A 24,086-nucleotide genomic window follows, 5' to 3' on the forward strand; every position below is an offset into this window, starting at 1 on the left:
ATCGTCGAGACCGTGTCCCATGCCTCGACCGAGCTCGAAGCCTCGGCCACCTCGCTGAGCACGACCGCCACGCGCTCACAGACGCTCGCCACCACCGTGGCGTCCGCCTCGCACGAGGCCTCGACCAATGTGCAGTCGGTGGCGTCGGCGACCGAGGAGATGGCTTCCTCGGTCAACGAGATCAGCCGGCAGGTGCAGGAATCCGCGCGCATGGCCAGCGATGCCGTCGACCAGGCGCGCCGGACCAATGAGCGTGTCGGCGAGTTGTCGAAGGCTGCAACCCGGATCGGCGACGTCGTCGAGCTGATCAACACCATTGCCGGCCAGACCAATTTGCTGGCGCTCAACGCCACGATTGAGGCGGCGCGCGCCGGCGAGGCCGGCCGCGGCTTTGCGGTCGTCGCCTCCGAGGTGAAGGCGCTGGCCGAGCAGACCGCCAAGGCCACCGGTGAGATCGGCCAGCAGATCGGCAGTATCCAGGCGGCGACGCAGGAATCGGTCGGCGCAATCCGCGAGATTTCCGGCACCATCGAAAAACTGTCGGAAATCTCCTCGACCATCGCCGCCGCGGTGGAGGAGCAGGGCGCCGCGACGCAGGAGATCTCGCGCAACATCCAGCAGGCGGCCATCGGCACGCAGCAGGTCTCGGCCAATATCTCCGAGGTGCAACGTGGCGCCGGCGAGACCGGCTCGGCCTCGTCCCAGGTGCTCTCGGCAGCGCAGATGCTGTCCGGCGACAGCAACCGGCTGAAGGTCGAGGTCGACCGCTTCCTGAGCACGGTGCGCGCCGCCTGAGCGCGGCGGTCGAGTCGAGTTTGCTTCGTCGACGAACAAGGCGCGGCCGCAAGGCCGCGCCTTGTACGTGTACCGCTTTCAAGAAGGCACTGACGGAGGTGAAGCAGCTGACCTCCGACAATCGGCTCAGCAACGCCGCCTTGAGCAGAGCGAGAAGGCTGCGACCGGCTGGCGCCAGGACGTTGCGGAGAAAGAGATCGCGCTGATGCGCAATCCGCAGACCGTGCAGGAGGCGCGCAACCTCGCAGCCTCCGGCGCCGGCAAGAAGTACATGGATGGCCTCGGCGGCCTCGTGAAGGAGGTGATCGACGTCGAAGCGGCCCTGCTGCAGACGCAGCCGAGGCCGCTCTGGCGTCGTCGAAGACCTCGATCGTGGTGGGTGGCACCGTCATGGCGGTGATCGCGCTGCTCGTGCTGAACTCCGCCGTGACCCGCGGCATCACCTGCATGACCGCCGCCATGGGGCGGCTGGCCAACAATGATCTCAGCGTCACGATTCCCTATGGCCGATCGCCGTGACGAGGTCGGCGCGGTGACCGAGATCAGCCGCCAGGTGCAGGAATCGGCCCGGATGGCGGGCGAGGCCGTCAACCAGGCCCGCCGCACCAACGAGCAGGTGAGCGAGCTCTCCAAGGCGGCCGCGCGGATCGGCGACGTCGTCGAACTGATCAACACGATCGCCGGCCAGACCAACCTTCTGGCGCTCAACGCCACGATCGAGGCGGCGCGCGCCGGCGAAGCGGGCCGTGGCTTCGCCGTGGTCGCCACCGAAGTGAAGGCGCTTGCCGAGCAGACCTCGAAGGCGACCGGCGAGATCGGTCAGCAGATTTCCGGCATCCAGAGCGCGACCCAGGAATCGGTTGGCGCCATCAAGGAAATTTCGGCGACCATCGAGCGGCTTTCGGAGATCGCGTCGACCATTGCCGCCGCGGTCGAGGAGCAGGGCGCCGCGACCCAGGAGATTTCCCGCAACGTCCAGCACGCTTCCCAGGGCACGAAGGATGTCTCGACCAACATCGTCGAGGTCCAGCGCGGCGCCAATGAAACCGGCTCCGCCTCCTCCGAGGTGTTGTCTGCGGCCCAGGCGCTGTCGTCCGACAGCAACCGTCTCAAGGCCGAAGTGAGCCGCTTCCTCAATACCGTCCGCGCCGCCTGATTGCGGCGTTCGACCGGCGTACTCGTCCTGGGCGTGGCCGCTGGCCACGCCCTTTCGCTTGGCGCGGGAGCAACGCAAAGGAGCGCCATCGTGAGATGCATGAGCGCCATGCAATCCGCGAAACTACGGGCGCGGCGGCTTAAACTTTATCCTATGTTAAACTGATCAGGCGAATTTTAACTCTCTACAACTTTTGGAATGAGAGACATTCGCCGTGCTCAGCAATTTTCGCATCGTTTTCAAGATCGGCCTGATCGCCCTGATCATGGGCGTCATCATGATCGGCCTGGTCAGCCATATGTCGAGCCAGATGTCCGGCATCGACTTGGCCTATACCGATGTCGTGAAGCGGATCGACAGTTCCACGGTGCTGCTGGCGCGGACCGGGCGCCGGGCCGAGACCTATCGCGCCTCGGCCTTCGAGCTCCTCGCCGAAACCACCGAGGCGGGCAATGCGCGCCTGCTCAAGGCGGCACAGGATGCCGCGGCCCAGGTGCGGAACGGTCTCGACAAGATCCGGACGGATCTGCCGGAAAAGGCCGATCAGATCGGCAGGATCGCCGATCGCTTCAAGACGGCTTTCGCCGCCTGCGAGCCGGGCATCCAGGCCGCGAGCGCCGCGATGACCCCGGAGCAGAACGTCAAAGCGGGGCAGAAGTTGAACGACGAATGCCGGGATGTCCTCAATTCCGCGGTGAGCGTCCTGCTCGCGGCGGTGAACGATGTCGTCGCGTTCTCGGAGGCCAAGGCGAGGGAGCAGCATGAGGCGACCGTCAACGGCACGCGCGACACGCTGATCATGGCGGTGCTGGCCACCCTTGTTGCCATCGGCGGCGCGCTCGCCACCGGCGTGTTCGGCATTGCGCGGCCGATGCGGGCGCTCGTCCTGGTGCTGCAGGGCATGGCGCGCGGCGAAGCGCCGGCGATGGTCGGTCTCGACCGCAAGGACGAGATCGGCGACACCGCGCGGGCGGTGGAAGGCGTCAGCCAGATGCTGGCCGAGAAGGCGCGCCATGAGGCGGAGGCCAAGATCGCACAGGACCAGATCGCCGCCGAGCAGCGCCGGGCCGAGATGCAGACACTCGCCGATGGCTTCGAGGCCGCGGTGGGGCAGATCATCGAGGTGGTGTCGTCAGCCTCCACCGAGCTCGAAGCGTCCGCCACGTCGCTGTCGTCGAGCGCGGACCGCGCCAGCCGGCTCGCCACCACCGTGTCGGCGGCCTCGGAGGAAGCCTCGACCAACGTCCAGTCCGTCGCCTCGGCGACCGAGGAGTTGTCCTCATCGGTCAACGAGATCAGCCGCCAGGTGCAGCAATCGGCGCGCATGGCGGTCGAGGCTGTCGGTCAGGCGCGCTCGACCACCGATCGCGTCGGCGAGTTGTCCAAGGCCGCCACCCGCATTGGCGACGTGGTCGAACTGATCAATACCATTGCCGGCCAGACCAACCTGCTGGCGCTCAACGCCACGATCGAGGCGGCGCGTGCCGGCGAGGCGGGCCGTGGCTTCGCCGTGGTCGCCTCCGAGGTGAAGGCGCTGGCCGAGCAGACCGCCAAGGCCACTGGCGAGATCGGCCAGCAGATCGGCAGCATTCAGAGCGCGACCCACGACTCGGTGACGGCGATCAGGGAGATCTCGGTCACGATCGAGAAGCTGTCGGAGATCTCGTCGACGATCGCGGCTGCCGTCGAGGAGCAGGGCGCGGCCACTCAGGAGATCGCCCGCAACGTGCAGCAGGCCGCCGCGGGCACCGAAGAGGTCTCGGCCAATGTCGGCAATGTGCAGCAGGGCGCGACCGAGACGGGCAGCGCGTCATCGCAGGTGCTTTCCGCCGCCAAATCGCTCGCAGCGAACAGCAACCGCCTGAAGCTCGAAGTGTCACGTTTCCTGCAAACCGTGCGCGCCGCCTGATCGGAGACCCCAAGCGCTGGGAGGCGTGGTGATCAGCTACGCCTTCTTGCATTGCGGCCGCGTTCTCGTCGGCTAGAGATCTCGCTTAGTCGGAAAAGAGCTGATCCCGCGCGGCGGCCCGCTGGATCCGTAGGATTACGGTGAATTCAGTATCCTTTAACCAACGTTAATAGGGCGCGCACAATCGTCCCTTCACGCAGCTTTTCATACGCAACAGAGAGACGTTCTCGTGCTCAACAATACTCGTATGGTCTTCAAGGTCGGTCTGATTGCGCTTCTGATGGGCACCGCCATGATCGGTCTTGTCAGTTACATGTCCAGCCAGACATCGTCCATCGATCGCGCTTATGCCGATGTCGTGCAGCGGGTCGATGCCTCCACTTCATGGTTGATCCGCTCGACCCGCCGGGCCGAGACGTATCGTGCTGCTGCCTTCGAACTGCTGACGGAAACCTCCGATGCGGGCAATGCGCGCCTGTTCAAGACGACGCAGGACATGTCGGCTCAGGTCATCGACGGTCTGAACAAGGTCGATCTGCCGGAGAAGGCGAGCGGCATCGCGAGGCTGAAGGGACTTTACGGTCACGCATTTTCAGCCTGTGCTCCGGTGATCCAGATCGCAGCGAGAGCCTCCACGGTTGAGGAAAAGGCGAAGGCCGCAGAACGCATGCGGGCAGAATGCAATGACAAGCTCAGAGCCGCTGTGGACCTCTCGGTCGAGCTTCAACGCGAAGCGATCGCGTTCTCGGAGGCCAGGGCGAGGGAGCAGCACGAACTGGCCGTCGCGGGGACGCGCAATACGCTGATCATGGCGGTGCTGACCGCCCTTGCAGCCCTCTCCGGTGCGCTCGCGATCGGTGTGTTCGGCATCGCGCAGCCGATGCGGGCCCTCGTTCTGGTGCTGCAGGGCATGGCGCGCGGCGAAGCGCCGGCGATGGTCGGTCTCGACCGCAAGGACGAGATCGGCGACACCGCGCGGGCGGTGGAAGGCGTCAGCCAGATGCTGGCCGAGAAGGCGCGCCACGAGGCGGAGGCCAAGATCGCACAGGACCAGATCGCCGCCGAGCAGCGCCGGGTCGAGATGCAGACACTCGCCGACGGCTTCGAAGCCGCAGTGGGACAGATCATCGAGGTGGTGTCATCGGCCTCCACCGAGCTCGAAGCCTCCGCCACGTCGTTGTCATCGAGTGCGGACCGTTCGCGACGGCTGGCCACGACGGTGTCTGCGGCATCGGAAGAAGCCTCGACCAACGTTCAGTCCGTCGCCTCTGCCACGGAGGAGCTGTCGTCCTCGGTGACCGAGATCAGCCGCCAGGTGCAGCAATCGGCGCGCATGGCCGGCGAAGCGGTCGGTCAGGCGCGCTCGACCACCGATCGCGTCGGCGAGTTGTCGAAAGCTGCGACACGGATCGGCGACGTGGTCGAACTGATCAACACCATTGCCGGCCAGACCAACCTGCTGGCGCTCAACGCCACGATCGAGGCGGCGCGTGCCGGCGAGGCGGGCCGCGGCTTCGCCGTGGTCGCCTCCGAAGTGAAGGCGCTGGCCGAGCAGACTGCCAAGGCCACTGGCGAGATCGGCCAGCAGATCGGCAGCATCCAGAGCGCGACCCACGACTCCGTGACGGCGATCAGGGAGATCTCGGTCACGATCGAGAAGCTGTCGGAGATCTCGTCGACCATCGCGGCTGCCGTCGAGGAGCAGGGTGCGGCCACTCAGGAGATCGCGCGCAATGTGCAGCAGGCTGCGGTCGGCACTGGAGAGGTGTCGTCCAACGTCGTCGAGGTGCAACGCGGTGCGACCGAGACGGGCAGCGCGTCCGCCCAGGTGCTGTCGGCCGCCAAATCGCTTGCGGCCAACAGCAACCGGCTGAAGCTCGAGGTCGGCCGCTTCCTGCAAACTGTTCGCGCCGCTTGACGCGGCCGGGTCGCAGAAGCGAGCGAATCATTCCGGAGGACGGCGGCGACGGTGCCGCCGTTCGTTCATGAGCGGAGCGCTGCCCAGAACAGCGAACAACAGTCATGAGCGTAACGCGCCGTACTTCCACGGGGGTAGGGCTTTATCTTGGGTTAATTTACCCGTGCGATGTTCGAGCTCTTCATTGCCCTAAAAGTAGTCATGCCAACGCAGGTATGACGATTGACTGTCATTGTGGATCGGAAATCCCGCATGCGTAAGAACCTGCCCATCACCAATGTCGAGTATCCGATCTCCGACGATACTCTGATCGTCTCGAAGACCGACACCAAGGGCAAGCTGACGTTCTTCAATGAGGACTTTGTCAAGGCGGCCGGCTTCACCGAGACGGAGCTGATGGGGCAGCCGCACAACATCGTGCGCCATCCTGACATGCCGCCCGAGGCGTTCGACAATCTCTGGACCACGCTGAAGGCGAAGCGCCCCTGGGTCGGCGCGGTCAAGAACCGCCGCAAGAATGGCGATTATTACTGGGTCCTGGCGACGGCCTCGCCGATCTGCAAGGACGGCCAAGTCGTCGGCTACACGTCGGTGCGCACCAAGCTGCCGTCCGACCAGCGTACCGAGGCCGAGCAGGTCTACGCCGCGATTCGCGAGAACAAGCCGCACAACTACAAGATCGAGGACGGCATCATTCGCCGCCGTTCGGTGTTCGACCACCTCGCGATGTTCACCGGCACCATTGCCGCCCGGCTGCGGACGCTGGTCGCGCTGCAGACGCTGTTTCTGATCGTGCTGGGCGCGATGTCCTTCGGTGCGGGCGGCGGCATGACGGCCGCGGCGATTGCGGCTCTCGGTGTCGTGCTCTGCGGCCTGGTCGGCTATCGTACGATGAGCGTCATCGTCGGTCCGCTCGATCATGTCAACGAGACGATGGAGGCCATCACCCAGGGCAAGCTCGACACCCGCATGCGCATCGAGCGCGACGACGAGATCGGCCGCGCCTTGCGCAACCTGCAGACCGTGCAGACGATGGTGCGCTTCAACGCCCGGGAGCTCAAGGAGCAGGAACAGCGCGCCGCTTCGCTGCGCAAGCAGGAGATGTCCAAGCTCGCCGACAGTTTCGAGGGAGCCGTCGGCAATATCGTCGAGACCGTGTCCTCGGCCTCGAACGAGCTCGAGAGCTCGGCGAACTCGCTGTCGGGCACCGCGATGCGGGGCCAGGAGCTTTCGACGGCTGTTGCTGCGGCGTCCGAGGAGGCGTCGGCAAACGTTCAGGCGGTCGCGTCGGCGACCGAAGAGCTCACGTCGTCGGTGAAGGAGATCAGCCGCCAGGTGCAGGAGTCCGCGCGCATCGCGTCCGATGCCGTCGATCAGGCGCGTCGCACCAATGACCGCGTGGGCGAGCTGTCGCGGGCTGCGACCCGCATCGGCGACGTCGTCGAACTGATCAACACCATCGCAGGCCAGACCAATTTGCTGGCCCTGAACGCGACCATCGAGGCGGCGCGCGCCGGTGAAGCGGGCCGCGGCTTTGCGGTCGTGGCGTCCGAAGTCAAGGCGCTGGCTGAGCAGACAGCCAAGGCCACCGGCGAGATCGCGCAGCAGATCTCGGGGATCCAGGCTGCGACGCAGGAATCGGTCGGCGCCATCCGGGAGATTTCGACGACGATCGAACGGCTGTCCGAGATCGCGGCCACCGTCGCCGCCGCAGTGGAGCAGCAGGGCGCGGCGACCTCCGAGATCTCTCGCAACATTCAGCACGCTGCGACCGGGACCCAGGAGGTCTCGTCCAACATCACAGACGTCCAGCGCGGCGCAAGCGAGACCGGGGACACATCGAACCAGGTGCTCAACGCAGCGCGCCAGCTCTCCGAGGATAGTCATCGCCTCAAGCAGGAGGTCAGCCGCTTCCTGCAATCGGTTCGCGCCGCCTGATGTGAATGATGAGCGCGACCCGGCCGGCGACGCCCTCAATATGGGGGCCTTTCGTCGGCTGCAGTATCGCCCGGACAGCGAACAGGTTGGCATGTGGTATGATGTAGCTGATCTACCAACGCCGTAGCGTTGCAGCGATCCCACACTGGCCGGCACCTGCCAGAAACGCCGCCGTCGCGCCTTAATCCCGCTAAGGTGCGCATGTCCTTTGCCGCCCGACTGGTCAATCAACCAGAGATTTGATTGGTGGCGGACGATGTGATGGCAGGCGAACCTTCCCGAAGGACCTTGGTGCTGTCGGCGGCGACCGCTGCCATGGCCTTTGGTCTCGATGCGAGCCTTGCCATCGTCGCTGCCGGGCCGCGCCGCCGGACCGCGGACCCCGAGCCTGGTTACCGCCGGATCGCCATCGGTGAGGCTGAAATCATCGCGCTCTATGACGGCATGTGGGAGAAGCCGCATGAGGCGGGGTTCTTGAGCAATGCCAGCGTCAGCGACGTCAAGCAGGCGCTGCGCACGGCGGGTCTCGACGCCAGCTTCGTCCCGGTGCCGATCTCCACCTTCGTGGTGCGGCTGAAGGGCAAGACCGTGCTCTGCGATGCTGGCGGCGGCGGCCAGGTGCAGGGCTACAATTCCGATTCCATCTTCGTCTCGGGGCGAATGCTGAACAATCTGAAAGCGGCTGGCATTCGCCCTGAGGATATCGACACCATCCTGATCTCACATTTCCATCCCGATCATATTTTTGGATTGCTGAGTGAGGACACCAACGCCCAGGTGTTTCCTCATGCCGAGATCATCGTCGCTGCGGCGGAATACAAATTCTGGACCGATTCATCATCGACCGCCCGCCTGCCGCCATGGCGGCAGTCGCTGGCACGGCGAATTCAAAGTGTGATCCCGAGCTGGAAAAACGTGCTGCCGGTCGAGGGCGAGGACGAGGTTGTGCCTGGCATTCGCTTCGTCAGCGTCTTCGGTCATACGCCGGGGCACACGGGATTTCATATCAGCTCAGGTGCGGAGCAATTGATGATCTCAAGCGATACTGCCTATGTTCCGGCGCTTTGCCTGCGCCATCCCGAATGGCACGGCGCCTATGACCAGGACGGCGCTGCCGCCGAGGTCAGCCGGCGCAGATTGCTCGACCGGGTGGTCGCCGAAGAGATGATGATCTGCGGATCTCATTTTCCCTGGGCCGGGTTCGGCCGGCTCGTTCGCGATGGCGCCCATTATGCGCTCGACCTGCTTCCCGCCTGATTCCGGTCCGGCCCCAGAGCAAGCGCGGGGGCGCTGAGCCATGAAGACGCATTATCAGGTGCTCGGTGTTTCGCCGCGCGCCGATCTCGACACGATCAAGCGGGCCTTCAGGCGGGCCGCCAAGGCTCATCATCCTGATCTCACGGGCGGCGGTGATGCAGCCGCGGATCATCAGCTCAAGGTGATCCTGGCCGCCTATAAAGTGCTGCGTGATCCCAATCTGCGCGCCGAGTACGACGCTCAACTCGCATTCGAACGTGAGTCCGTGCGGCGCGAGCGCTGGGATGCGGTTCTGCAGTTCGTCGCGGCGACCGCCGTGCTCAGCGCGATCCTGATCGGGCTCGAGATCCTGCTGCTGCCCTCGGTCGGAGACTGGATGAGCAGGCAGCCGCAGACCCGCTCGGCCACGGTCCAGCCCTTGCCGCCATTGCCATCCAGGCCACAGCCCGATGTCGGTGGCCTGACCGTGCCGGGGCCCGCAGCGCCGCAGGCGACCGGCGCGTTGCCTCCCACCAAGCCGCCTCAGACCGCCAGCCTCCCTGAGGCGCCCGCATTGACGGATGCTGCATCCTACCTGAAGCGCGCGCTCGACCGCAGCCGGCTGGGCGATCTCGACGGCGCCATTGCGGATTTCGACGAGGCGGTACGGCTGGCGCCACGAAACGCCGACATCTATCGCTACCGCGCCCGCGACCTTGGCCGCAGGGGACGCTGGGAGCGCGCGCTCGCCGATTATGACCGGGCGATCCGCCTGGACCCGAACAACCCCGCGCTGTTTCATGATCGCGGCCTGGCGCTCCAGCAGCAGGGCGAACTCGACGGTGCGCTGATCGATCTCGATCGCGCGGTGCGCATGAGCTTCAGCGATGCGCGGCTGTACAGCGACAGGGGCGCGGTCTGGCTGGCAAAGGGGCGCTACGACCGCGCACTCGCCGATTTCAACCAGGCGCTCAAGCTCGATCCGGCCCTGGCGGTCGCTGCCGCGCGCCGCGACGAGGCGCTGGATCGCAAGCGTGAGCAGCGAATGGCGAACGACAGCAGCGTACCGGGAGCCCCCGGGAACGAGACGACGGGGACATTGCCGCCCAAGGCGCCGTCGAACACGCCGCCGCGCTGATCTCGTCTCCGTCGCGGGAACCCGACATCCAAGCTGCGTTCAGCAGCGTTGCCCTTGCAGCTGTCCGGGCGCGCGATCGCGACGCCTGCCAACCACGCGCAGGAGCCGCGATGAGTGTCTACGTCTCTGTGACGGGCTTCCGGCCCCATCGCGGTTGGCTCCGGCTCGTCCGCTTCTGGTGGCACGTGCTGCGGGCCGGCCGGCAGGCTCGCCGGGCGGCCGGTAATCTGCGCGTCGAGCTGCGTCCCGTCGATGGCATCTATCACACGCTGACAGTCTGGACGGATGAGGCCAGCATGCGGGCCTATGTCCGGAGCGGTGCGCATCGCCGCGCGATGATGAATTTCCGTGATCTCGGCGGCGGCAAGACGCTGGGTTTCGTCGCCGAAGCGGATCCCGGCTGGGACGCGGCCTATGCGCGCTGGCAGCGCGAGGCGCGGGACGCGTAAGCAATCCAGGGCGCGCAGCGATAGAGGAGTTCGCTGCAGCGGCATCGATCCTCAATTCGCGCGCCACTCCGGCACGCCGTCGGCGGACATGGAAATCGTACCGATCGCGCTTACCGGTGTCCGGTCGGGCCTCATCAGCTGCGCCAGCGTGACCTGGTCCTGCGCCGGCACACGCGCCAGGGTACGCGTATCCTGCTCGGTGCGCAGCATCACCACGCCATGCTCGATCTCGCCGTTGCGATCATAGAGCGCGGTGAAGCTCTCGACCTTGCCGTGGCCGCGCGCCTCGCTGACAAAGTCCGGCGCGGCCGCGCGACGCCGGTCAGCATCCGCCTGGACGCTGACGTCCTGGGACAGAGAGGGCGGCGGTTCCCGCGAGATCACCAGAGCATGGTGCTTGGTGACGAAGCCGCCCTGGCCGTAGAGGAGGCCGCGCTTGGCGCCGCCGCCGCGCAGCCGGCGGACCATCGCGCAGGCGGCATGTGTCATGTAGGTGTTGAGCGGCGCGCCGAAGAAGGTCAGGCCGCCGGTGACGGTCGGCTCGACGTCGGCGCCGAGCCCAAGGGTGCGCCGCGCCATCTTCGGCACGCAAGGAAAACAGCTGTAGAGCTCGATGACGTCGAAGGCCGTGCCCTTGCCGCCGACGAGATCCATCGCCGCCTGCAGCACCGCGTTCTGCGGATGGCTTTCGGCGAACTGATCACGGGTGAGATAATCGCGTGGATCTTCGGCCGAAGCGCCACCGAGCGGGTAGATCATGCGCGCGTCGGCGATGCCGGAGGCGCGTGCCTTTGCGAGGCTGGTCAGAATGAGCGCGGCGCCCATGTTGACCATGGGATTGGCCACCATCAGCTTGGTATAGGGCCAGGCGATCGGCCGGTTGTCGACCGATGCCGTCGTGATCTCCTCCGGCGTAAAATGCCGCTTCAGCCAGGCATTCGGATTGTAGGCCGCGACCGCCGAGAACCGCGACCACAGCTCGCCGGATTCGGCGAGCGCCTGCCGCGGCGTCTGGCCCCACTTCGCCGCGCTCGCGACTTCGTAGAACGGATAGACCGAGACCGGGCGGAACACGCCGAGCTTCACCGCCAGCGGATTCTGGAACGCCGCGCCGCGCTTCGGCTCCTCGACGTCATGGGCGAACGGTGTCCATGGCAGCTGTACGCCGGCGCGCTCGGCCTTGGTCGCGGTCGACTGCGCCTCGGCGCCGCAGACCACCGCGACCTCGCATTCGCCGCGCGCGATGCGCAGGGCGGCTTCATGCAGATAGCGGATCGGGCTCTCGCCGCCGACCGGACCGTAATAGCAGTGCGACGGTGTCACGCCGAGCCGCTGCGCCAACAGCTGCTCCGGATCGCGGTAGCGCCAGCTCAGGAAGTTGACGACGTCGAGCGAGCCGATGTCTTGGACCAGCTTGGCTCCGGCGTCATTTTCCGCACGGCGGATCGCCTGTTCCAGGAGCGCCAGCGGCTCGAGCCCCTCCGCGATGTCCTTGGGACGGTCGACGATCTCGCCGACGCCGACGATGACGGGAATGCGGTCCGCGGGCAGGGCAGTTGCAGTCATGGGCGTTTCCGAACGGGCGGCCCGTGACGGACCACCATCTTGATCTTGTCTCCGTTCTGTCATTGCAGGTTCGGTGGCGCAATGCAGAAAATGCGGGCGCCGCACGCGCGCGGCGTGGCTTCCGCTCCGCGGCATATCCGCCTAGAACATTCGCTCCTTTGCCGCTCACGCCGGAGTTTTTTCGTGTCCGAACAGAACAGCTATGTGCCGCCCAAGGTCTGGACCTGGAACAAGGCCAGCGGCGGCCGCTTCGCCAACATCAACCGTCCGATCGCGGGTCCGACCCACGACAAGGAATTGCCTGTCGGCCGTCATCCCTTGCAGCTCTATTCCCTCGGCACGCCAAATGGCGTGAAGGTCACGGTGATGCTCGAGGAGCTGCTGGCGCTCGGCCATGCCGGCGCCGAATATGACGCCTGGCTGATCCGCATCGGCGAGGGCGACCAGTTCGGCTCCGGCTTCGTCGCCATCAATCCGAACTCGAAGATCCCGGCGCTGTTGGATCGCAGCGGGCCCGAGCCGATCCGCGTCTTCGAGTCCGGAGCGATCCTGGTCTATCTTGCCGAGAAGTTCGGCGCCTTCCTGCCGACGGAGCCCGCCAAGCGCGCCGAATGCCTGTCCTGGCTGTTCTGGCAGATGGGGGCCGCGCCCTATCTCGGCGGAGGCTTCGGCCACTTCTATGCCTATGCGCCGACCAAGATCGAATACGCCATCGATCGCTTCGCGATGGAGGTCAAGCGCCAGCTCGATGTGCTCGACCGCCGTCTCGCCGAAACCGAATATCTCGCCGGCCCGGACTACACCATCGCGGACATTGCGGTGTGGCCCTGGTACGGCGCGCTCGCCAAGGGGCTGCTTTATGAAGGCGGCGAGTTCCTGTCGGTGCAGGACTACAAGAACGTCCAGCGATGGACCGACCAGATTGCGCAGCGCGCGGCCGTGAAGCGCGGTCGCATGGTCAACCGGGTTTCCGGCGACCCCGCCAGCCAGCTGCACGAGCGCCACGACGCCAACGATTTCGACACCAAGACGCAGGACAAGATCGGGAAAAGCGGATAGGCCGCAGCGTCGTCCCTTGGCCCGGATAGCGCTACGCTCATCCGGGCCCAGTCCGCGCCCTTGAAGCGTGTCCACCGTCATTGCGAGGAGCGCGGCGACGACGCGTTCCCAGAGTCGTCCCGGGCCCTGGATTGCTTCGCTGCGCTCGCAACGGCGATCGCCTCTCAGCCGAGTCCGTTCGCCGGCGGGAAATCCATCCGGTCGTTGGTCCGGCAATAGCGGTCGGCGAACATGCGGCCGACCGGGTGGAACAGCTCCATCTCGACCCGCATCTTCTCGGAATCCCACAGCTCATCGCGGATGTGGAAGGCGAGGCCCTCACCGAGCACCAGCACGCGATCGCCATTGACGTCGATCAGCTGCCAGGTCTTGCACTCCATCGCGAAAGGCGCATCTGCCAGCCGCGGCACGCCGATCATGTGTGACGGTGCGAGCTTGAGCCCGAGATGATCTGGCTCGCTGACCTCTGGCGGAAAGTCGCCGCCGGTCTCGTGCATGGCCTGCGCCAGCGGCTCGTCGGTGATGTGCACCACGAACGCGTTGCTGTGGCGGATATTGACGAGCGTGTCCTTGACCCGGCCGTCGGGCCGCAAATTGATCGCGAACACGCAGAGCGGCGGGTCCTCGCCGAGCACGTTGAAGAACGAGAAGGGGGCGGCGTTGATGACCCCGCTCTCGCTCTTCGTCGTCACCCAGGCGATCGGCCGCGGCAGCACGAAGGAGGTCAGGATTTTGTAGCGCTCGCGCGGGCTGAGATCGGTGGAGAGGTATTGCATGGTCACGGCCTCTGATGCGTTGGTCGCCCGACCGTAGTGACCCGTGATGCAATGCGGAAGGCGATAAAGCGGGCAGGAGCTGCGCGTGTCGGCGGCGGTTGCCGGGTAAATCAGGTGTTCCCTGGAACGGCTCCGGGGGACGCCACGTTCGAACAGCACAGCAACTACAAAGGAGGTCGCGCCATGAAACCAATGATCAGCTTGATTGCCTGTGCGTTCGTCGTCTCAGCCAGTTCGGCTTATGCCCAAGGCACGCAGCAGCAGACCACCATGCCGCCGAGCGCACAGAATTCCGGAGCCGGCATTCAAGGAGCCCCCGGCAACAAGAATGGACCCGCGGCGACCGAATCCGGCACGGTTGGATCGTCTTCCACGATCAACCGTCACAACACGGACGTCAGCAATCAGGACACGTCGAACATCAAGGGCATGCCGGGCAACAAGAACGGCCCACCCGCGAAGAAGCCGCAGGAGTAAGCGCTACGGGGGGGCCGCGTTGGCGCGGCCGCCCCGTATATTTTGAACCGCCGGTATCCGGCAGTCTCGAACCGGCAAGGCCCGGCTGACCTCGTCACGGTAGCGCCGCCGCGGCGTTGGTTACGATCAGATTATCCGTATCAGCCGGCGCCAGCTCGCTGGTGGTCTCGCCGCCGAGATATTTGTCCAGCGTCGCCTGGATTCGTTCCCGCGCCGTATAGGGGCCGCGATCGCTCATCCAGGTGTGCTGGAACTCGGTCTTGATGATGTCGATGCCGCTCTTGGCTCCGACCTGCGAGGGCAGCACGCCCGGGTCGGTCTTGAACTGCGGATCGTCCGAGCGGAACGACAGGATCTTGAGCTTGTCCCTGACAACGAAAGGCACGCGCAGATTGTCCAGCGTCACGACCTGGGAGACGATGTTGGGATGCTCCTTGGCGAAATACATCGCGGTGTCGCCGCCATTGGAATGGCCGACCAGGGTCAGATGATCGTAATCGGCATGGGGATGGCGCTGCTTCATTTCGTTCAAGACGCAGAGGATGTTGGCCTCGCCTTTCTTGTAGACGTCGAGCCGGCCGACATAGGGCAGTCCGACCTTGGTGACCAGCGGCGGATCGGTCGGCAGGTCCTGCTGCACGCTGGCGACGAGGTAGCCGCGGGCGGCAAAGACGTTGGCGAGGAAGGAGTACTCGGTGTTCTTGACCGTGTTGCCGTTCGAGATGACCGCGACCGGCAGTCGCCACAGCCCGGCATTGGCCTTCATCTCGTAGTCCTTGCGCACGGCGATATCGACGTTGATCGGCCGCTGCCGCGCCGCGTCGTAGAACTCCCGACTCTCGTGCTGGATGCCCCATTTGGCCATTGCAAAGTAACCGGCAACAGCCAGGGCAGACACACAGGCCAAAACCGTCACACCGCGCTTCATGGCGTCCTTCCCCTTGGAATTCTCTCCGTCATGTGATGAGGGACAACGCCGGGGTCACGGGGGCGTGGCACCTGAAACCGGATTAAATTTCGGAAATCTTGGAATATGGGACCGGAACAAACCCGGGTTTCGTGGACCGGCGCACCGGTCCACCTCGCGCCGGAGCGGGTCAGAAGGCGGTGTAGCCGCCGTCGATCACGAAGCAGTCTGCGGTATGGTAGGACGACGCCTTGCTCATGAGGTACACCGCGATGCCGCCGAAATCCGACGGCTCGCCGAAGCGCCGCACCGGGATGCGCGGCATTACATTGGCGACGAACTTCTCGTTGTCCATGATGCCTGCGGTCATGTCGCTCTTGATCCAGCCCGGCAGGATCGCATTCGCGGTGACGCCATAGCGCGCGAGCTCGACCGCCAGCGCGCGGCACAGCGCGTTGATCGCCGCCTTGGTGGCCGCGTAGTGCTCGTTGCGCGCGGTGCCGAACAGCGAGGCGAGGCTCGAGGTCGCAACCAGCCGGCCGAACGGGTCGCCGGCTTCGGCGCGCGCCGTCATGTGCTTGGCCGCCGCCTGGAAGGCGTGGAAGACGCCGTCGAGATTGGTGGCGAACATCGTACGCCATTCCTCCTCGCTGCGCTCGATGAAGGGCTTGCGACCGCCGCCGCCGATGCCCGCATTGGCGAAGCAGCCATCGACGCGGCCGAACGTGTCGAGCGTCGCCTTCATCGCCTCCGCCACGGAGGCGGGGCTGGTGACATCGCAGATGCGCGTGTCGACCTTGCCGGGCCCTGCGGCCATCGAGGCCGCAGCTGCCTTGTTCTTCTCGGCGTTGCGGCCCCAGATCGAGACATTGCAGCCACTTGACGCAAGTGCCTGAGCGATGCCGAGGCCTATGCCTCCATTGCCGCCGGTGACGACGGCCACCCGGCCGGTGAGATCGAACATGGTCATGATTGTTCTCTTTGGCGTTTCCGTGATGATGTCAGCGCGCCCGGCGCCGCTTGGTTATTTGGATGACGCAACCATGGACAAGCGAAGCGCAAAAATCAAATATGCTGCACGAACCAGGCTCTGCTTCGAATTTCCGCCGCGAAGAATGCAGCGCTCGACAAGCCATTGAGAGGAAACCATGCAGTTCAAGCACGTCACGCTCGATTTCGACGGACCCGTCGCCGTCCTCACCCTTGACCATCAAGAGGTGATGAACGCGGTCTCGATCGACATGCTCGGCGGCCTTGCCGAGGCGCTCGACGAGATCGAGGAGAGAAAGGCGGAGGTGCGCTGCCTGGTGGTGACAGGGGCGGGACGCGCGTTCTGCACCGGCGCCAATCTGCAGGGCCGCAACGCGCAGGCCAAGCCCGGCCGCAGCAATGCAGGCGCCGCGCTCGAGACCGCCTTCCACCCGTTCCTGCGCCGCCTGCGCAACCTGCATTGTCCGATCGTGACATCCGTGAACGGGCCGGCCGCCGGTGCCGGAATGAGCTTCGCGCTGATGGGCGACATGATCCTGTGCGCCAGGTCCGCCTACTTTCTGCAGGCGTTCCGCCGCATCGGGCTCGTGCCTGATTGCGGCTCGACCTGGCTGCTGCCGCGTCTCGTCGGCAAGGCGCGCGCCATCGAGCTGTCGCTGCTCGGCGAGAAGCTGCCGGCCGAGACCGCGCTGCAATGGGGCCTTGTCAACCGCGTGTATGACGACGCCGCGTTGAAAGAGGAGACGATGAAAGTCGCGCACGAACTCGCCAACGGTCCGACGGTCGCGCTGGCGCAGATCCGCCGTCTGTATTGGGAGAGCCCGGAGAACTCGTTCGAGGAGCAGCTCAACGAGGAGTTCCAGTCCCAGCGCATCGCGGGCGCGACCGCCGATTTCAAGGAGGGCGTCACCGCGTTCCTCGAGAAGCGTCCCGCCAAGTTCAAGGGCCAATGATCGAGACCGAACTGTCCCGCTGCGTCGCCGCGTTCATGCCGGGGGCGATCGGCGTGCGCGGCGCCGCAAAGCTTTCCGGCGGCGCCAGCCAGGAGACGTGGCGTTTCGACATCATGCACCCTGATGGCGCGATCGGTGCCATCCTGCGCCGCTCGCCGAAAGGCTACGGCGCGGCGCCCGGCCGTGCGGCGGGGCTCGACAATGAGGCGGCCTTGATGCGGCTTGCGCATGCGGCCGGCGTGCCGTCGCCCGAGGTGCTGCACGTGCTGACGCCCAAGGATGATCTCGGCACCGGCTTCATCATGCGCCGCGTCGACGGCGAGACCATCGCGCGCAAGATCCTGCGCGATGCTGACTATGCCGAGGCGCGGCCGCGTCTTGCGCGCCAGCTCGGCGGCATTGCGGCCAGCATTCATGGCATCGCCCGCGAAGCGCTGCCGCCGTTGCGCGAGATGAATGCGACCAAGGAGATCGCGGAGCTCGCGCGCGAGTATCGCAGCTTCGACTGGCCGCGCCCGGTGTTCGATCTGGCGCTGCGCTGGCTGTCGCAGAATGATCCCGGTCCCTCGGCCGATGTGACCCTGGTGCATGGCGATTTCCGCAACGGCAATCTGATCATCGGCCCCGACGGGGTGCGCGCGGTGCTCGATTGGGAGCTCGCCCATCTCGGCGATCCGATGGAGGATCTCGGCTGGATCTGCGTCAATTCCTGGCGCTTTGGCGAGATCGACAAGCCGGTCGGCGGTTTCGGATCCCGCGAGGACCTGTTCGCCGGCTATGAAGCCGCTGGACGAAAAGTCGATGCTGCACGCGTGAAGTTCTGGGAGGTCATGGGCACGTTGCGCTGGGGTGTGATGTGCTGCGGCATGATGCAGCGGTTTCGGCTGGGTCCCGACCACTCGATGGAGCGCGCGATGATCGGCCGGCGCGCGTCGGAAACGGAGATCGACCTGTTGCGGCTGCTTGCGCCGCGAGGAGAGGGCTGATGCAGGACGAACCGACGCCGACCGAACTGGTGCAGGCCGTGGCGGATTTCCTGCGCACCGACATCGCGCCGCTGATCGCGGGCCACCAGGCGTTCAAGCTACGCGTCGGCATCAACGCGCTCGATCTCGTGGTGCGGCAGCTGACGCAGGCCTCGCCGGCGGAGGCTGCCGAGCTCACGCGGCTGAAGCAGCTGCTGGGACAGGATGGTGATTTGCTCGAACTCAATCGAGCGCTCGCTGCGCAGATCGCCAGCGGCACGGTCTCTCTCGAGACCCCGGGCCTGAAGGACCACCTCTGGCAGACCACGCTCGACAAGCTCGCCGTCGATCAGCCGAACTACGCGTCCTACAAGCGCGAGGCGGGAAGGGGCCTGAATGACGCATAACTCTCCGCCGTCATTGCGAGGAGCGCAAGCGACGAAGCAATCCAGACTGCCTCGGCGGTGGGAGTCTGGATTGCTTCGCTTCGCTCGCAATGACGGCGGTGGACGAGGCGGCACCGTCGCAAACAAAGGCTTCGTCATTCCGGGGCGCGACGCAGTCGCGAGCCCGGAATCCAGACGTCCGATCGAGGTTATGAATTCCGGGCCTGCGCTTGGCGGCACATCCCGGAATGACGAACGTCAATGGAGCTCACCGCCCCAGCCAGTTCGGCGGGCGCTTCTCCGAAAATGCCTTCGGTCCCTCGATATAGTCCTGCGAATGGATCATCGCCTGCACCGCCGGGTAGTCGCGCTGCTCGGTGATCGCCTGCTGCAGCGACACCGCGAGGCCCTTCTCGATCGCCTGCTTGGAGGCGCGGATCGACATCGGCGAGTTCTTGGCGATCGTCTCCGCCCAGCGCTCAGCGGCCGCCAGCGCCTCGCCTTGCGGCACCACCTCGTTGACGAAGCCGAGCTCGTGGCCCTCGCGCGCCCCGACATGGCGGCCGGTCAGAATCATGCTCATCGCGCGCTTCATGCCGATCTGGCGCGGCAGCCGCTGCAGGCCGCCCGCGAGCGCGGCGAGGCCGACGCGCGGCTCGGGCAACGCGAAGGTCGCATTCTCGGCGGCGATGATCAGGTCGCAGGCGAGCGCGATCTCGAAGCCGCCGCCCATCGCGACGCCGTTGACGGCCGCGATCAGCGGCTTGTCGCAGTCGAAGCGCGAGGTCAGTCCGCCAAAGCCGCTCTTGCCCCAGCCACGCGCGCCGCCGGCGGCCTGCCATTTGAGGTCGTTGCCGGCGCAGAACGCCTTGTCGCCCTCGCCGGTGACGATCGCGACCCACTGTTCGGGATCGGCGGCGAAGGTATCGAACACGCGCTCGAGCTCGTAATGCGCCTCGATATGCAGCGCGTTGTAGACCTCGGGCCGGGCGAGCGTGACGATCGTGACCGGCCCCTTGCGCGTGATCTTCGAGTATTTCAGCTCCATCGCCCGTTCCTCCTGATGTCCGATGATTGGCAGCCCTGCGCGAGCTTAGCGGCTGGGCAGCGTTCGCAGTCATCCAAATACGCAACCGCGCTGCGCGCCACAAGCACATGGCAGGAGGCGGCGCCGACCAAGATAACGAACAACAACAACACGCACAGGGAGACACGCCATGGATTTTTCCTTGCCGAAGGAACTGGTCGCCTATCTCGACGAGCTCGATCGCTTCATTGCCACCGAGATCAAGCCGCTGGAGGAGGCCGACGACAACATCCGCTTCTTCGATCATCGCCGCGAATGGGCGCGCACCGATTTCGAGAATGGCGGCCTGCCGCGGCATGACTGGGAGCAGCTGCTGCGCAAGGCCAAGGACCGCGCCGACGCGGCCGGGCACCTGCGCTTCGCGATCCCGAAGCGCTATGGCGGCAAGGACGGCTCGAACCTCTGGATGGCCGTGATCCGCGAGCATTTCGCATCGAAGGGCCTCGGCCTGCACAACGACCTGCAGAACGAGCATTCGATCGTCGGCAATCTGCCGATCGTCACCATGCTCGACCGCTACGGCCGCGACGACCAGAAGGCGATGATCGACGGCTCGATCACCGGCAAGTACCGCATCACTTTTGGTCTCACCGAGCCGCACCACGGCTCCGATGCGACCCATATGGAGACCAAGGCGGTGCCTGCGACTCGCGACAACGTCAAGGGTTGGCTGATCAATGGCGAGAAGATGTGGACGACGGGCATGCACGTCGCCACCCATTGCGCGCTGTTCGCGCGCACCTCGGGCAATGACGGCGATGCGCGCGGCATCACCTGCTTTCTCGTGCCGGCGAAGGCGGAAGGGGTGAAGGTCGAGGAGTATCTCTGGACCTTCAACATGCCGACCGATCATCCCCGCGTCAGCTTCACCGATGTGTTCGTACCTGAGGATGCGCTGTTTGGCGAGGTCGGGCGCGGGTTGTCGCTGGCGCAATGCTTCGTGCACGAGAACCGCATCCGGCAGGCGGCGAGCTCGCTCGGCGCCGCGGTGTTCTGCATCAATGAGAGCGTGAACTACGCGCGTGAGCGCAAGCCGTTCGGCAAGGCGCTGGCCGAGAACCAGGCGATCCAATGGCCGCTGGTGGAGCTGGCGACCCAGGCCGAGATGCTGCGGCTGCTGATCCGCAAGACTGCATGGGAGATGGACCAGCTCACCCAGGCGCAGGTGGAGCATACGCTCTCCGACAAGGTCTCGATGTGCAATTACTGGGCTAACCGCCTGTGCTGCGAGGCCGCCGATCGCGCCATCCAGGTCCATGGCGGCATGGGCTATTCGCGCCACAAGCCGTTCGAGCACATCTATCGCCACCACCGCCGCTACCGCATCACCGAGGGCAGCGAGGAGATTCAGATGCGCAAGGTGGCAGGCTTCCTGTTCGGCTATATGGGGGCGAACAAGAGGTGAGACGAGCTTGAACTGCGCACCGTCATCGCGAGCGTCAGCGAAGCGATCCAGGGCTGTGGGCGGGACTCTTGATGGTTTCGGCGCAAGGGCGCATCGCCATGACGCGGGGAGAAAGCGCGGGCTCTCTCGTCCGTCATCGCGAGCGGTAGCGAAGCGATCCAGGGTTGTTTACGTGGCCCTGGATTGCTTCGGCGCAAGAGCGCCTCGCAATGACGGGAGAGAGAGCGCGAACTCTCTCCTCGTCATCGCGAGCGTAAGCGATGCGATCCAGAATGGTCACCGCGGGCCCGGCAATCAATTCACCTGCCGGTCCTTGCCTGCCCAATAGGGGGCGCGCAGAGTCCGCCGCAGGATCTTGCCGGAGGGGTTGCGCGGCAAGGCGTCGAGGAAGTCCACGCTCTTCGGCGTCTTGAAGCCGGCGATGCGGGTGCGGGTGAAATTGATGATGTCGGTCGCGGTGGCGCGCTTGCCGGGCTTCATCACGACGATCGCCTTGACCGCCTCGCCCCATTTGTCGTCGGGGATGCCGATGACAGCGGCCTCCGCGACATCGGGATGGTCGCAGATCGCGCTCTCGACCTCGGCCGGATAGATGTTCTCGCCGCCGGAGATGATCATGTCCTTGATGCGGTCGTGGATGTAGACATACCCGTCCTCGTCCACGTAGCCGGCATCTCCGGTGCGCAGCCAGCCATCCTTGCCGAGGGTCCGCGCGGTCGCTTCGGGCAAATTCCAATAGCCGGCCATGTTGGAGCCGGAGCGGGTGGCGATCTCGCCGACCTGGCGCGGCGGCAGCGGATTGCCGAGCGGATCGATGATCGCAACCTCGATGCCCGGCAGCGGCTTGCCGGCCGAGCGCATCCGCTCCAGGCCCTCGACATGGTCCTCGGGCGGCAGCGCGATGATGGTGCCGGTGGTCTCGGTCATGCCGTACATCTGCACGAAGCCGCATTTGAAGACCTCGATGCATTCCTTCAGCAGCGCAGCTGGAATCGGCGAGGCGCCGTAGAGCATATATTTCAGCCGCGAGAAATCGACCTGTCGCGCGCGCGGCTGTCGTACCACGAACTGCATCGCGGCCGGAACCATGAACAATTTGGTGATGCCGGACTGCTCGAAGAAGTCCAGGATCTTGGTCGGATCGAACTCGCGCGCGATGACGCCGCGGGCGCCGTGATAGAGGCTCATCAGCCCCCAGCCGGAGCCGCCGATATGGAAGATCGGCATCGCGATCAGCGAGACGTCGTCGGTCGACCATTTGTTCCAGTCCGGCCTGTCCGCGGGATCGCCGGTGTTGACCAAATTCAGGAAGTTGGCGTGCGACAGCATCGCGCCCTTCGGCTTGCCGGTCGTGCCGGAGGTGTAGAGCTGCAGCGCGATGTCCTTCGGCGTGATCGGAACGCCCGGATCCTCCGCGCTCTGTACGTCGCGCCAGGCGGTGTAGTCCTGCCATTCCGGCGCGCCGCCTTCGGTGGTGATGATGTGCCGGACGCTCGGGATCTCGCCGCTGATGTTCCGGATCATCGTGATGAATTCCGGCCCGACGAACAAGACAGGGGCCTTGCAGTCCTCGACGATGAAGGCAACCTCTGGGCCCGCAAGCCGCCAATTGACCGGCGCCATCACCACATTGGCCTTCATCGCGCCGACCAGCAGCTCGAAATAGATGTCGCTGTTCTTGCCGAAATAGGCGATCCGCTCATGCGGCTTGACGCCGAGCGCCTTCAACGCGTTGGCGACCTGGTTGGTTTTGCGGTCGAACTCGGCGAAACTGGTGACGTGGCCTTCGAACTCATAGGCGGTGGCGGAGCCGAGCGCTTGCGCCTGCTTGCGCACGATATCGACGAGCGTCGACGCTGCCGTCGCGACGGACATGTTTCCCCTCCGATGATGTCTTGTTCTTCGTTGTGGTAGGTCTTGTCGTCGTTCCCGCTCCGGATACGCCGGAGCGGCTTTCGTTCGAGCAGTCTACAGGGCGGGCTGCGCCGATCAACAGTCTGGTTGTGTCCTCAGCTCGTGCGCGTCGCGCGATCCTTCTCGTTCTGGGCCTTGATCGAGTCCTTGGCCTTGGTCCAGTCGTCATCGCTCCAGTCGCGCAGCTGATAGAAATTGCCACCCATCGCCAGCGCCTGGGCGCCGTCCATCGCGATGGTCTCGCCATTGATCCAGTTGCAGCCGCCGGAGATCAGGAACACCGCGAGGTTCTGCAACTCCTCCATGGTGCCGACGCGGCCCATCGGGTTCATCGCCTTGGTCCGCGCGCCGGCCTCGTCGCCGGGCTTGATGCGCTTGCTCATGCCTTCGGTCGGGATCTCGCCGGGCGCGATGGTGTTGAGGCGGATGCCGTAGCGGCCCCATTCGGTGGCGAGCGACATCGTCATGGCGTGGATCGCCGATTTGCTCATCGCTGAGGGCACGACATAGGGCGAGCCGTTGCGCACCCAGGTCACCGTGATCGACACCACGTTGCCCGGCTGCTTCGCGGCGATCCAGCGTTTGCCGACGGCATGCGTCACGTAGAACGTGCCGTGCATGACGATGTTGGCGACGGCATCGAAGCCGCGCGGGCTCAATTCCTCGGTGCGGGAGATGAAGTTGCCGGCGGCGTTGTTGATGAGATCGGTGAGGCCGCCTTCCTGGAAGATGGCCTCGATCATCTCCTCGACCGCCATCGCATTGCGGATGTCGACGCCGTGGCTGGTGACCCGTCCGCCGTAGAGGTCCATCAGTTCGGTCGCGGTCTCGTCGCAGACGATTTTCCGCCGGCCGCAAATATGCACCTCTGCGCCCAATTGCAGGAAGCGCGCGGCCATCGCCTTGCCAAGGCCGGTGCCGCCGCCGGTCACCAGAATGCGTCGACCTTCGAGGAGATTGTCCTTGAACATGGGAGTTTCCGCCTGACATCTTGTGAGTTAATTGGTCGATTGACTAAATCGCTCTGACAGCCTTCTGTAAAGTCACAAAGACATCCGTAGG

At 65.3% G+C, this 24,086-nt stretch carries 21 protein-coding genes and 1 pseudogene; 15 read left to right on the forward strand and 7 right to left on the reverse strand.

The features are described from left to right. The 8 genes and pseudogenes from HL671_RS12285 to HL671_RS12325 form a co-directional block, all read left to right on the forward strand. The coding region (locus HL671_RS12285) for a methyl-accepting chemotaxis protein (RefSeq protein WP_246705853.1) at nucleotides 1-795 on the forward strand (795 nt) is incomplete at its 5' end. A gap of 77 nt (nucleotides 796-872) precedes the next feature. Further along, nucleotides 873-1,951: pseudogene (locus tag HL671_RS38770) on the forward strand (methyl-accepting chemotaxis protein); the annotation flags it as partial. Nucleotides 1,952-2,216: 265 nt separating this feature from the next. Then, nucleotides 2,217-3,860 (forward strand): methyl-accepting chemotaxis protein, encoded by a 1,644-nt coding sequence (locus HL671_RS12300; protein ID WP_049795495.1) that lies wholly within the window; start codon nucleotides 2,217-2,219, stop codon nucleotides 3,858-3,860. A 247-nt stretch (nucleotides 3,861-4,107) separates the two neighbouring features. Then, on the forward strand, nucleotides 4,108-5,778 hold the full coding sequence (locus tag HL671_RS12305) for a methyl-accepting chemotaxis protein (protein WP_012043055.1): 1,671 nt from the start codon (nucleotides 4,108-4,110) through the stop codon (nucleotides 5,776-5,778). Between the two features lie 252 nt (nucleotides 5,779-6,030). Next, the gene (locus tag HL671_RS12310; protein WP_012043056.1) at nucleotides 6,031-7,716 is read left to right on the forward strand and encodes a methyl-accepting chemotaxis protein; all 1,686 of its coding nucleotides are present in this window, start codon (nucleotides 6,031-6,033) and stop codon (nucleotides 7,714-7,716) included. A 261-nt stretch (nucleotides 7,717-7,977) separates the two neighbouring features. Beyond that, on the forward strand, nucleotides 7,978-8,973 hold the full coding sequence (locus HL671_RS12315) for an MBL fold metallo-hydrolase (protein WP_172236542.1): 996 nt from the start codon (nucleotides 7,978-7,980) through the stop codon (nucleotides 8,971-8,973). 40 nt (nucleotides 8,974-9,013) lie between these two features. Continuing rightward, nucleotides 9,014-10,090, forward strand: a complete 1,077-nt coding sequence (locus tag HL671_RS12320; protein ID WP_012043058.1) for a J domain-containing protein — start codon at nucleotides 9,014-9,016, stop codon at nucleotides 10,088-10,090. Between the two features lie 110 nt (nucleotides 10,091-10,200). Beyond that, the gene (locus HL671_RS12325; RefSeq protein WP_041750624.1) at nucleotides 10,201-10,539 is read left to right on the forward strand and encodes a hypothetical protein; all 339 of its coding nucleotides are present in this window, start codon (nucleotides 10,201-10,203) and stop codon (nucleotides 10,537-10,539) included. A 51-nt stretch (nucleotides 10,540-10,590) separates the two neighbouring features. Here the strand turns inward: HL671_RS12325 and HL671_RS12330 are convergent, their stop codons facing one another. Then, nucleotides 10,591-12,105 carry an acetyl-CoA acetyltransferase gene (locus tag HL671_RS12330; RefSeq protein WP_012043060.1) on the reverse strand — a complete coding sequence of 505 codons (1,515 nt, stop codon included), beginning with the start codon at nucleotides 12,103-12,105 and terminating at the stop codon, nucleotides 10,591-10,593. Nucleotides 12,106-12,288: 183 nt separating this feature from the next. Between HL671_RS12330 and yghU the strand changes: the two genes are divergently transcribed. Further along, entirely contained in the window at nucleotides 12,289-13,164 is an 876-nt protein-coding gene (yghU, locus tag HL671_RS12335) for a glutathione-dependent disulfide-bond oxidoreductase (RefSeq protein WP_172236543.1), read from the forward strand. 164 nt (nucleotides 13,165-13,328) lie between these two features. Here the strand turns inward: yghU and HL671_RS12340 are convergent, their stop codons facing one another. After that, entirely contained in the window at nucleotides 13,329-13,940 is a 612-nt protein-coding gene (locus tag HL671_RS12340; RefSeq protein ID WP_012043062.1) for a flavin reductase family protein, read from the reverse strand. Nucleotides 13,941-14,123: 183 nt separating this feature from the next. Here HL671_RS12340 and HL671_RS12345 point away from each other — a divergent pair, with 183 nt between their 5' ends. Beyond that, nucleotides 14,124-14,417, forward strand: coding sequence for a hypothetical protein (locus HL671_RS12345; protein ID WP_172236544.1), 294 nt, complete (start codon nucleotides 14,124-14,126; stop codon nucleotides 14,415-14,417). Between the two features lie 94 nt (nucleotides 14,418-14,511). On the opposite strand, the gene HL671_RS12350 is transcribed toward HL671_RS12345, so the two are convergent. Further along, nucleotides 14,512-15,345, reverse strand: coding sequence for an alpha/beta hydrolase (locus HL671_RS12350; protein ID WP_012043064.1), 834 nt, complete (start codon nucleotides 15,343-15,345; stop codon nucleotides 14,512-14,514). A gap of 169 nt (nucleotides 15,346-15,514) precedes the next feature. Next, complete coding sequence (locus HL671_RS12355) at nucleotides 15,515-16,294, reverse strand: SDR family NAD(P)-dependent oxidoreductase (protein WP_172236545.1); 780 nt, start codon at nucleotides 16,292-16,294, stop codon at nucleotides 15,515-15,517. On the opposite strand from HL671_RS12355, the gene HL671_RS37995 reads away from it, so the two are divergent. Genes HL671_RS37995 through HL671_RS12370 form a run of 4 tightly spaced genes read left to right on the forward strand, consistent with a single transcriptional unit; the run spans nucleotide 16,287 to nucleotide 18,639 of the window. After that, nucleotides 16,287-16,463, forward strand: a complete 177-nt coding sequence (locus HL671_RS37995; RefSeq protein WP_168167892.1) for a hypothetical protein — start codon at nucleotides 16,287-16,289, stop codon at nucleotides 16,461-16,463. The two genes, HL671_RS12355 and HL671_RS37995, sit on opposite strands and share 8 nt — an antisense overlap. 9 nt (nucleotides 16,464-16,472) lie before the next feature. Continuing rightward, nucleotides 16,473-17,267 carry an enoyl-CoA hydratase/isomerase gene (locus HL671_RS12360; RefSeq protein ID WP_012043066.1) on the forward strand — a complete coding sequence of 265 codons (795 nt, stop codon included), beginning with the start codon at nucleotides 16,473-16,475 and terminating at the stop codon, nucleotides 17,265-17,267. Continuing rightward, the gene (locus HL671_RS12365; protein ID WP_041750626.1) at nucleotides 17,264-18,253 is read left to right on the forward strand and encodes a phosphotransferase family protein; all 990 of its coding nucleotides are present in this window, start codon (nucleotides 17,264-17,266) and stop codon (nucleotides 18,251-18,253) included. Before HL671_RS12360 ends, HL671_RS12365 begins: the two co-directional genes overlap by 4 nt. Continuing rightward, nucleotides 18,253-18,639, forward strand: coding sequence for a DUF6285 domain-containing protein (locus tag HL671_RS12370; protein ID WP_012043068.1), 387 nt, complete (start codon nucleotides 18,253-18,255; stop codon nucleotides 18,637-18,639). Before HL671_RS12365 ends, HL671_RS12370 begins: the two co-directional genes overlap by 1 nt. A 247-nt stretch (nucleotides 18,640-18,886) precedes the next feature. Here HL671_RS12370 and HL671_RS12375 read toward each other — a convergent pair whose 3' ends face one another. Further along, the gene (locus HL671_RS12375; RefSeq protein ID WP_012043069.1) at nucleotides 18,887-19,666 is read right to left on the reverse strand and encodes an enoyl-CoA hydratase-related protein; all 780 of its coding nucleotides are present in this window, start codon (nucleotides 19,664-19,666) and stop codon (nucleotides 18,887-18,889) included. Between the two features lie 169 nt (nucleotides 19,667-19,835). Here HL671_RS12375 and HL671_RS12380 point away from each other — a divergent pair, with 169 nt between their 5' ends. Next, nucleotides 19,836-21,110, forward strand: a complete 1,275-nt coding sequence (locus HL671_RS12380) for an acyl-CoA dehydrogenase family protein (protein ID WP_012043070.1) — start codon at nucleotides 19,836-19,838, stop codon at nucleotides 21,108-21,110. 294 nt (nucleotides 21,111-21,404) lie between these two features. On the opposite strand, the gene HL671_RS12385 is transcribed toward HL671_RS12380, so the two are convergent. Further along, entirely contained in the window at nucleotides 21,405-22,985 is a 1,581-nt protein-coding gene (locus tag HL671_RS12385; protein ID WP_172236546.1) for a fatty acid--CoA ligase, read from the reverse strand. 134 nt (nucleotides 22,986-23,119) lie between these two features. Then, nucleotides 23,120-23,995: an SDR family oxidoreductase gene (locus tag HL671_RS12390; protein WP_012043073.1), complete on the reverse strand. Its 876-nt coding sequence runs from the start codon at nucleotides 23,993-23,995 to the stop codon at nucleotides 23,120-23,122. Between the last annotated feature and the right edge of the window lie 91 nt (nucleotides 23,996-24,086).

This window comes from Bradyrhizobium denitrificans (assembly GCF_013179005.1).
GTDB classification, from domain to species: Bacteria; Pseudomonadota; Alphaproteobacteria; order Rhizobiales; family Xanthobacteraceae; genus Bradyrhizobium; species Bradyrhizobium denitrificans.

Coding starts and splice junctions, on each gene's coding strand:
- HL671_RS12320 (WP_012043058.1), top strand. CDS start 9,014: ATGAAGACGCATTATCAGGTGCTCGGTGTTTCGCCGCGCGCCGATCTC.
- HL671_RS12355 (WP_172236545.1), bottom strand. CDS start 16,294: ATGACCATGTTCGATCTCACCGGCCGGGTGGCCGTCGTCACCGGCGGC.
- HL671_RS12350 (WP_012043064.1), bottom strand. CDS start 15,345: ATGAAGCGCGGTGTGACGGTTTTGGCCTGTGTGTCTGCCCTGGCTGTT.
- HL671_RS12330 (WP_012043060.1), bottom strand. CDS start 12,105: ATGACTGCAACTGCCCTGCCCGCGGACCGCATTCCCGTCATCGTCGGC.
- HL671_RS12385 (WP_172236546.1), bottom strand. CDS start 22,985: ATGTCCGTCGCGACGGCAGCGTCGACGCTCGTCGATATCGTGCGCAAG.
- HL671_RS37995 (WP_168167892.1), top strand. CDS start 16,287: ATGGTCATGATTGTTCTCTTTGGCGTTTCCGTGATGATGTCAGCGCGC.
- HL671_RS12315 (WP_172236542.1), top strand. CDS start 7,978: ATGGCAGGCGAACCTTCCCGAAGGACCTTGGTGCTGTCGGCGGCGACC.
- HL671_RS12365 (WP_041750626.1), top strand. CDS start 17,264: ATGATCGAGACCGAACTGTCCCGCTGCGTCGCCGCGTTCATGCCGGGG.
- HL671_RS12325 (WP_041750624.1), top strand. CDS start 10,201: ATGAGTGTCTACGTCTCTGTGACGGGCTTCCGGCCCCATCGCGGTTGG.
- HL671_RS12310 (WP_012043056.1), top strand. CDS start 6,031: ATGCGTAAGAACCTGCCCATCACCAATGTCGAGTATCCGATCTCCGAC.
- HL671_RS12300 (WP_049795495.1), top strand. CDS start 2,217: ATGGGCGTCATCATGATCGGCCTGGTCAGCCATATGTCGAGCCAGATG.
- HL671_RS12360 (WP_012043066.1), top strand. CDS start 16,473: ATGCAGTTCAAGCACGTCACGCTCGATTTCGACGGACCCGTCGCCGTC.
- HL671_RS12380 (WP_012043070.1), top strand. CDS start 19,836: ATGGATTTTTCCTTGCCGAAGGAACTGGTCGCCTATCTCGACGAGCTC.
- HL671_RS12375 (WP_012043069.1), bottom strand. CDS start 19,666: ATGGAGCTGAAATACTCGAAGATCACGCGCAAGGGGCCGGTCACGATC.
- HL671_RS12305 (WP_012043055.1), top strand. CDS start 4,108: ATGGTCTTCAAGGTCGGTCTGATTGCGCTTCTGATGGGCACCGCCATG.
- HL671_RS12340 (WP_012043062.1), bottom strand. CDS start 13,940: ATGCAATACCTCTCCACCGATCTCAGCCCGCGCGAGCGCTACAAAATC.
- HL671_RS12390 (WP_012043073.1), bottom strand. CDS start 23,995: ATGTTCAAGGACAATCTCCTCGAAGGTCGACGCATTCTGGTGACCGGC.
- HL671_RS12345 (WP_172236544.1), top strand. CDS start 14,124: ATGAAACCAATGATCAGCTTGATTGCCTGTGCGTTCGTCGTCTCAGCC.
- HL671_RS12370 (WP_012043068.1), top strand. CDS start 18,253: ATGCAGGACGAACCGACGCCGACCGAACTGGTGCAGGCCGTGGCGGAT.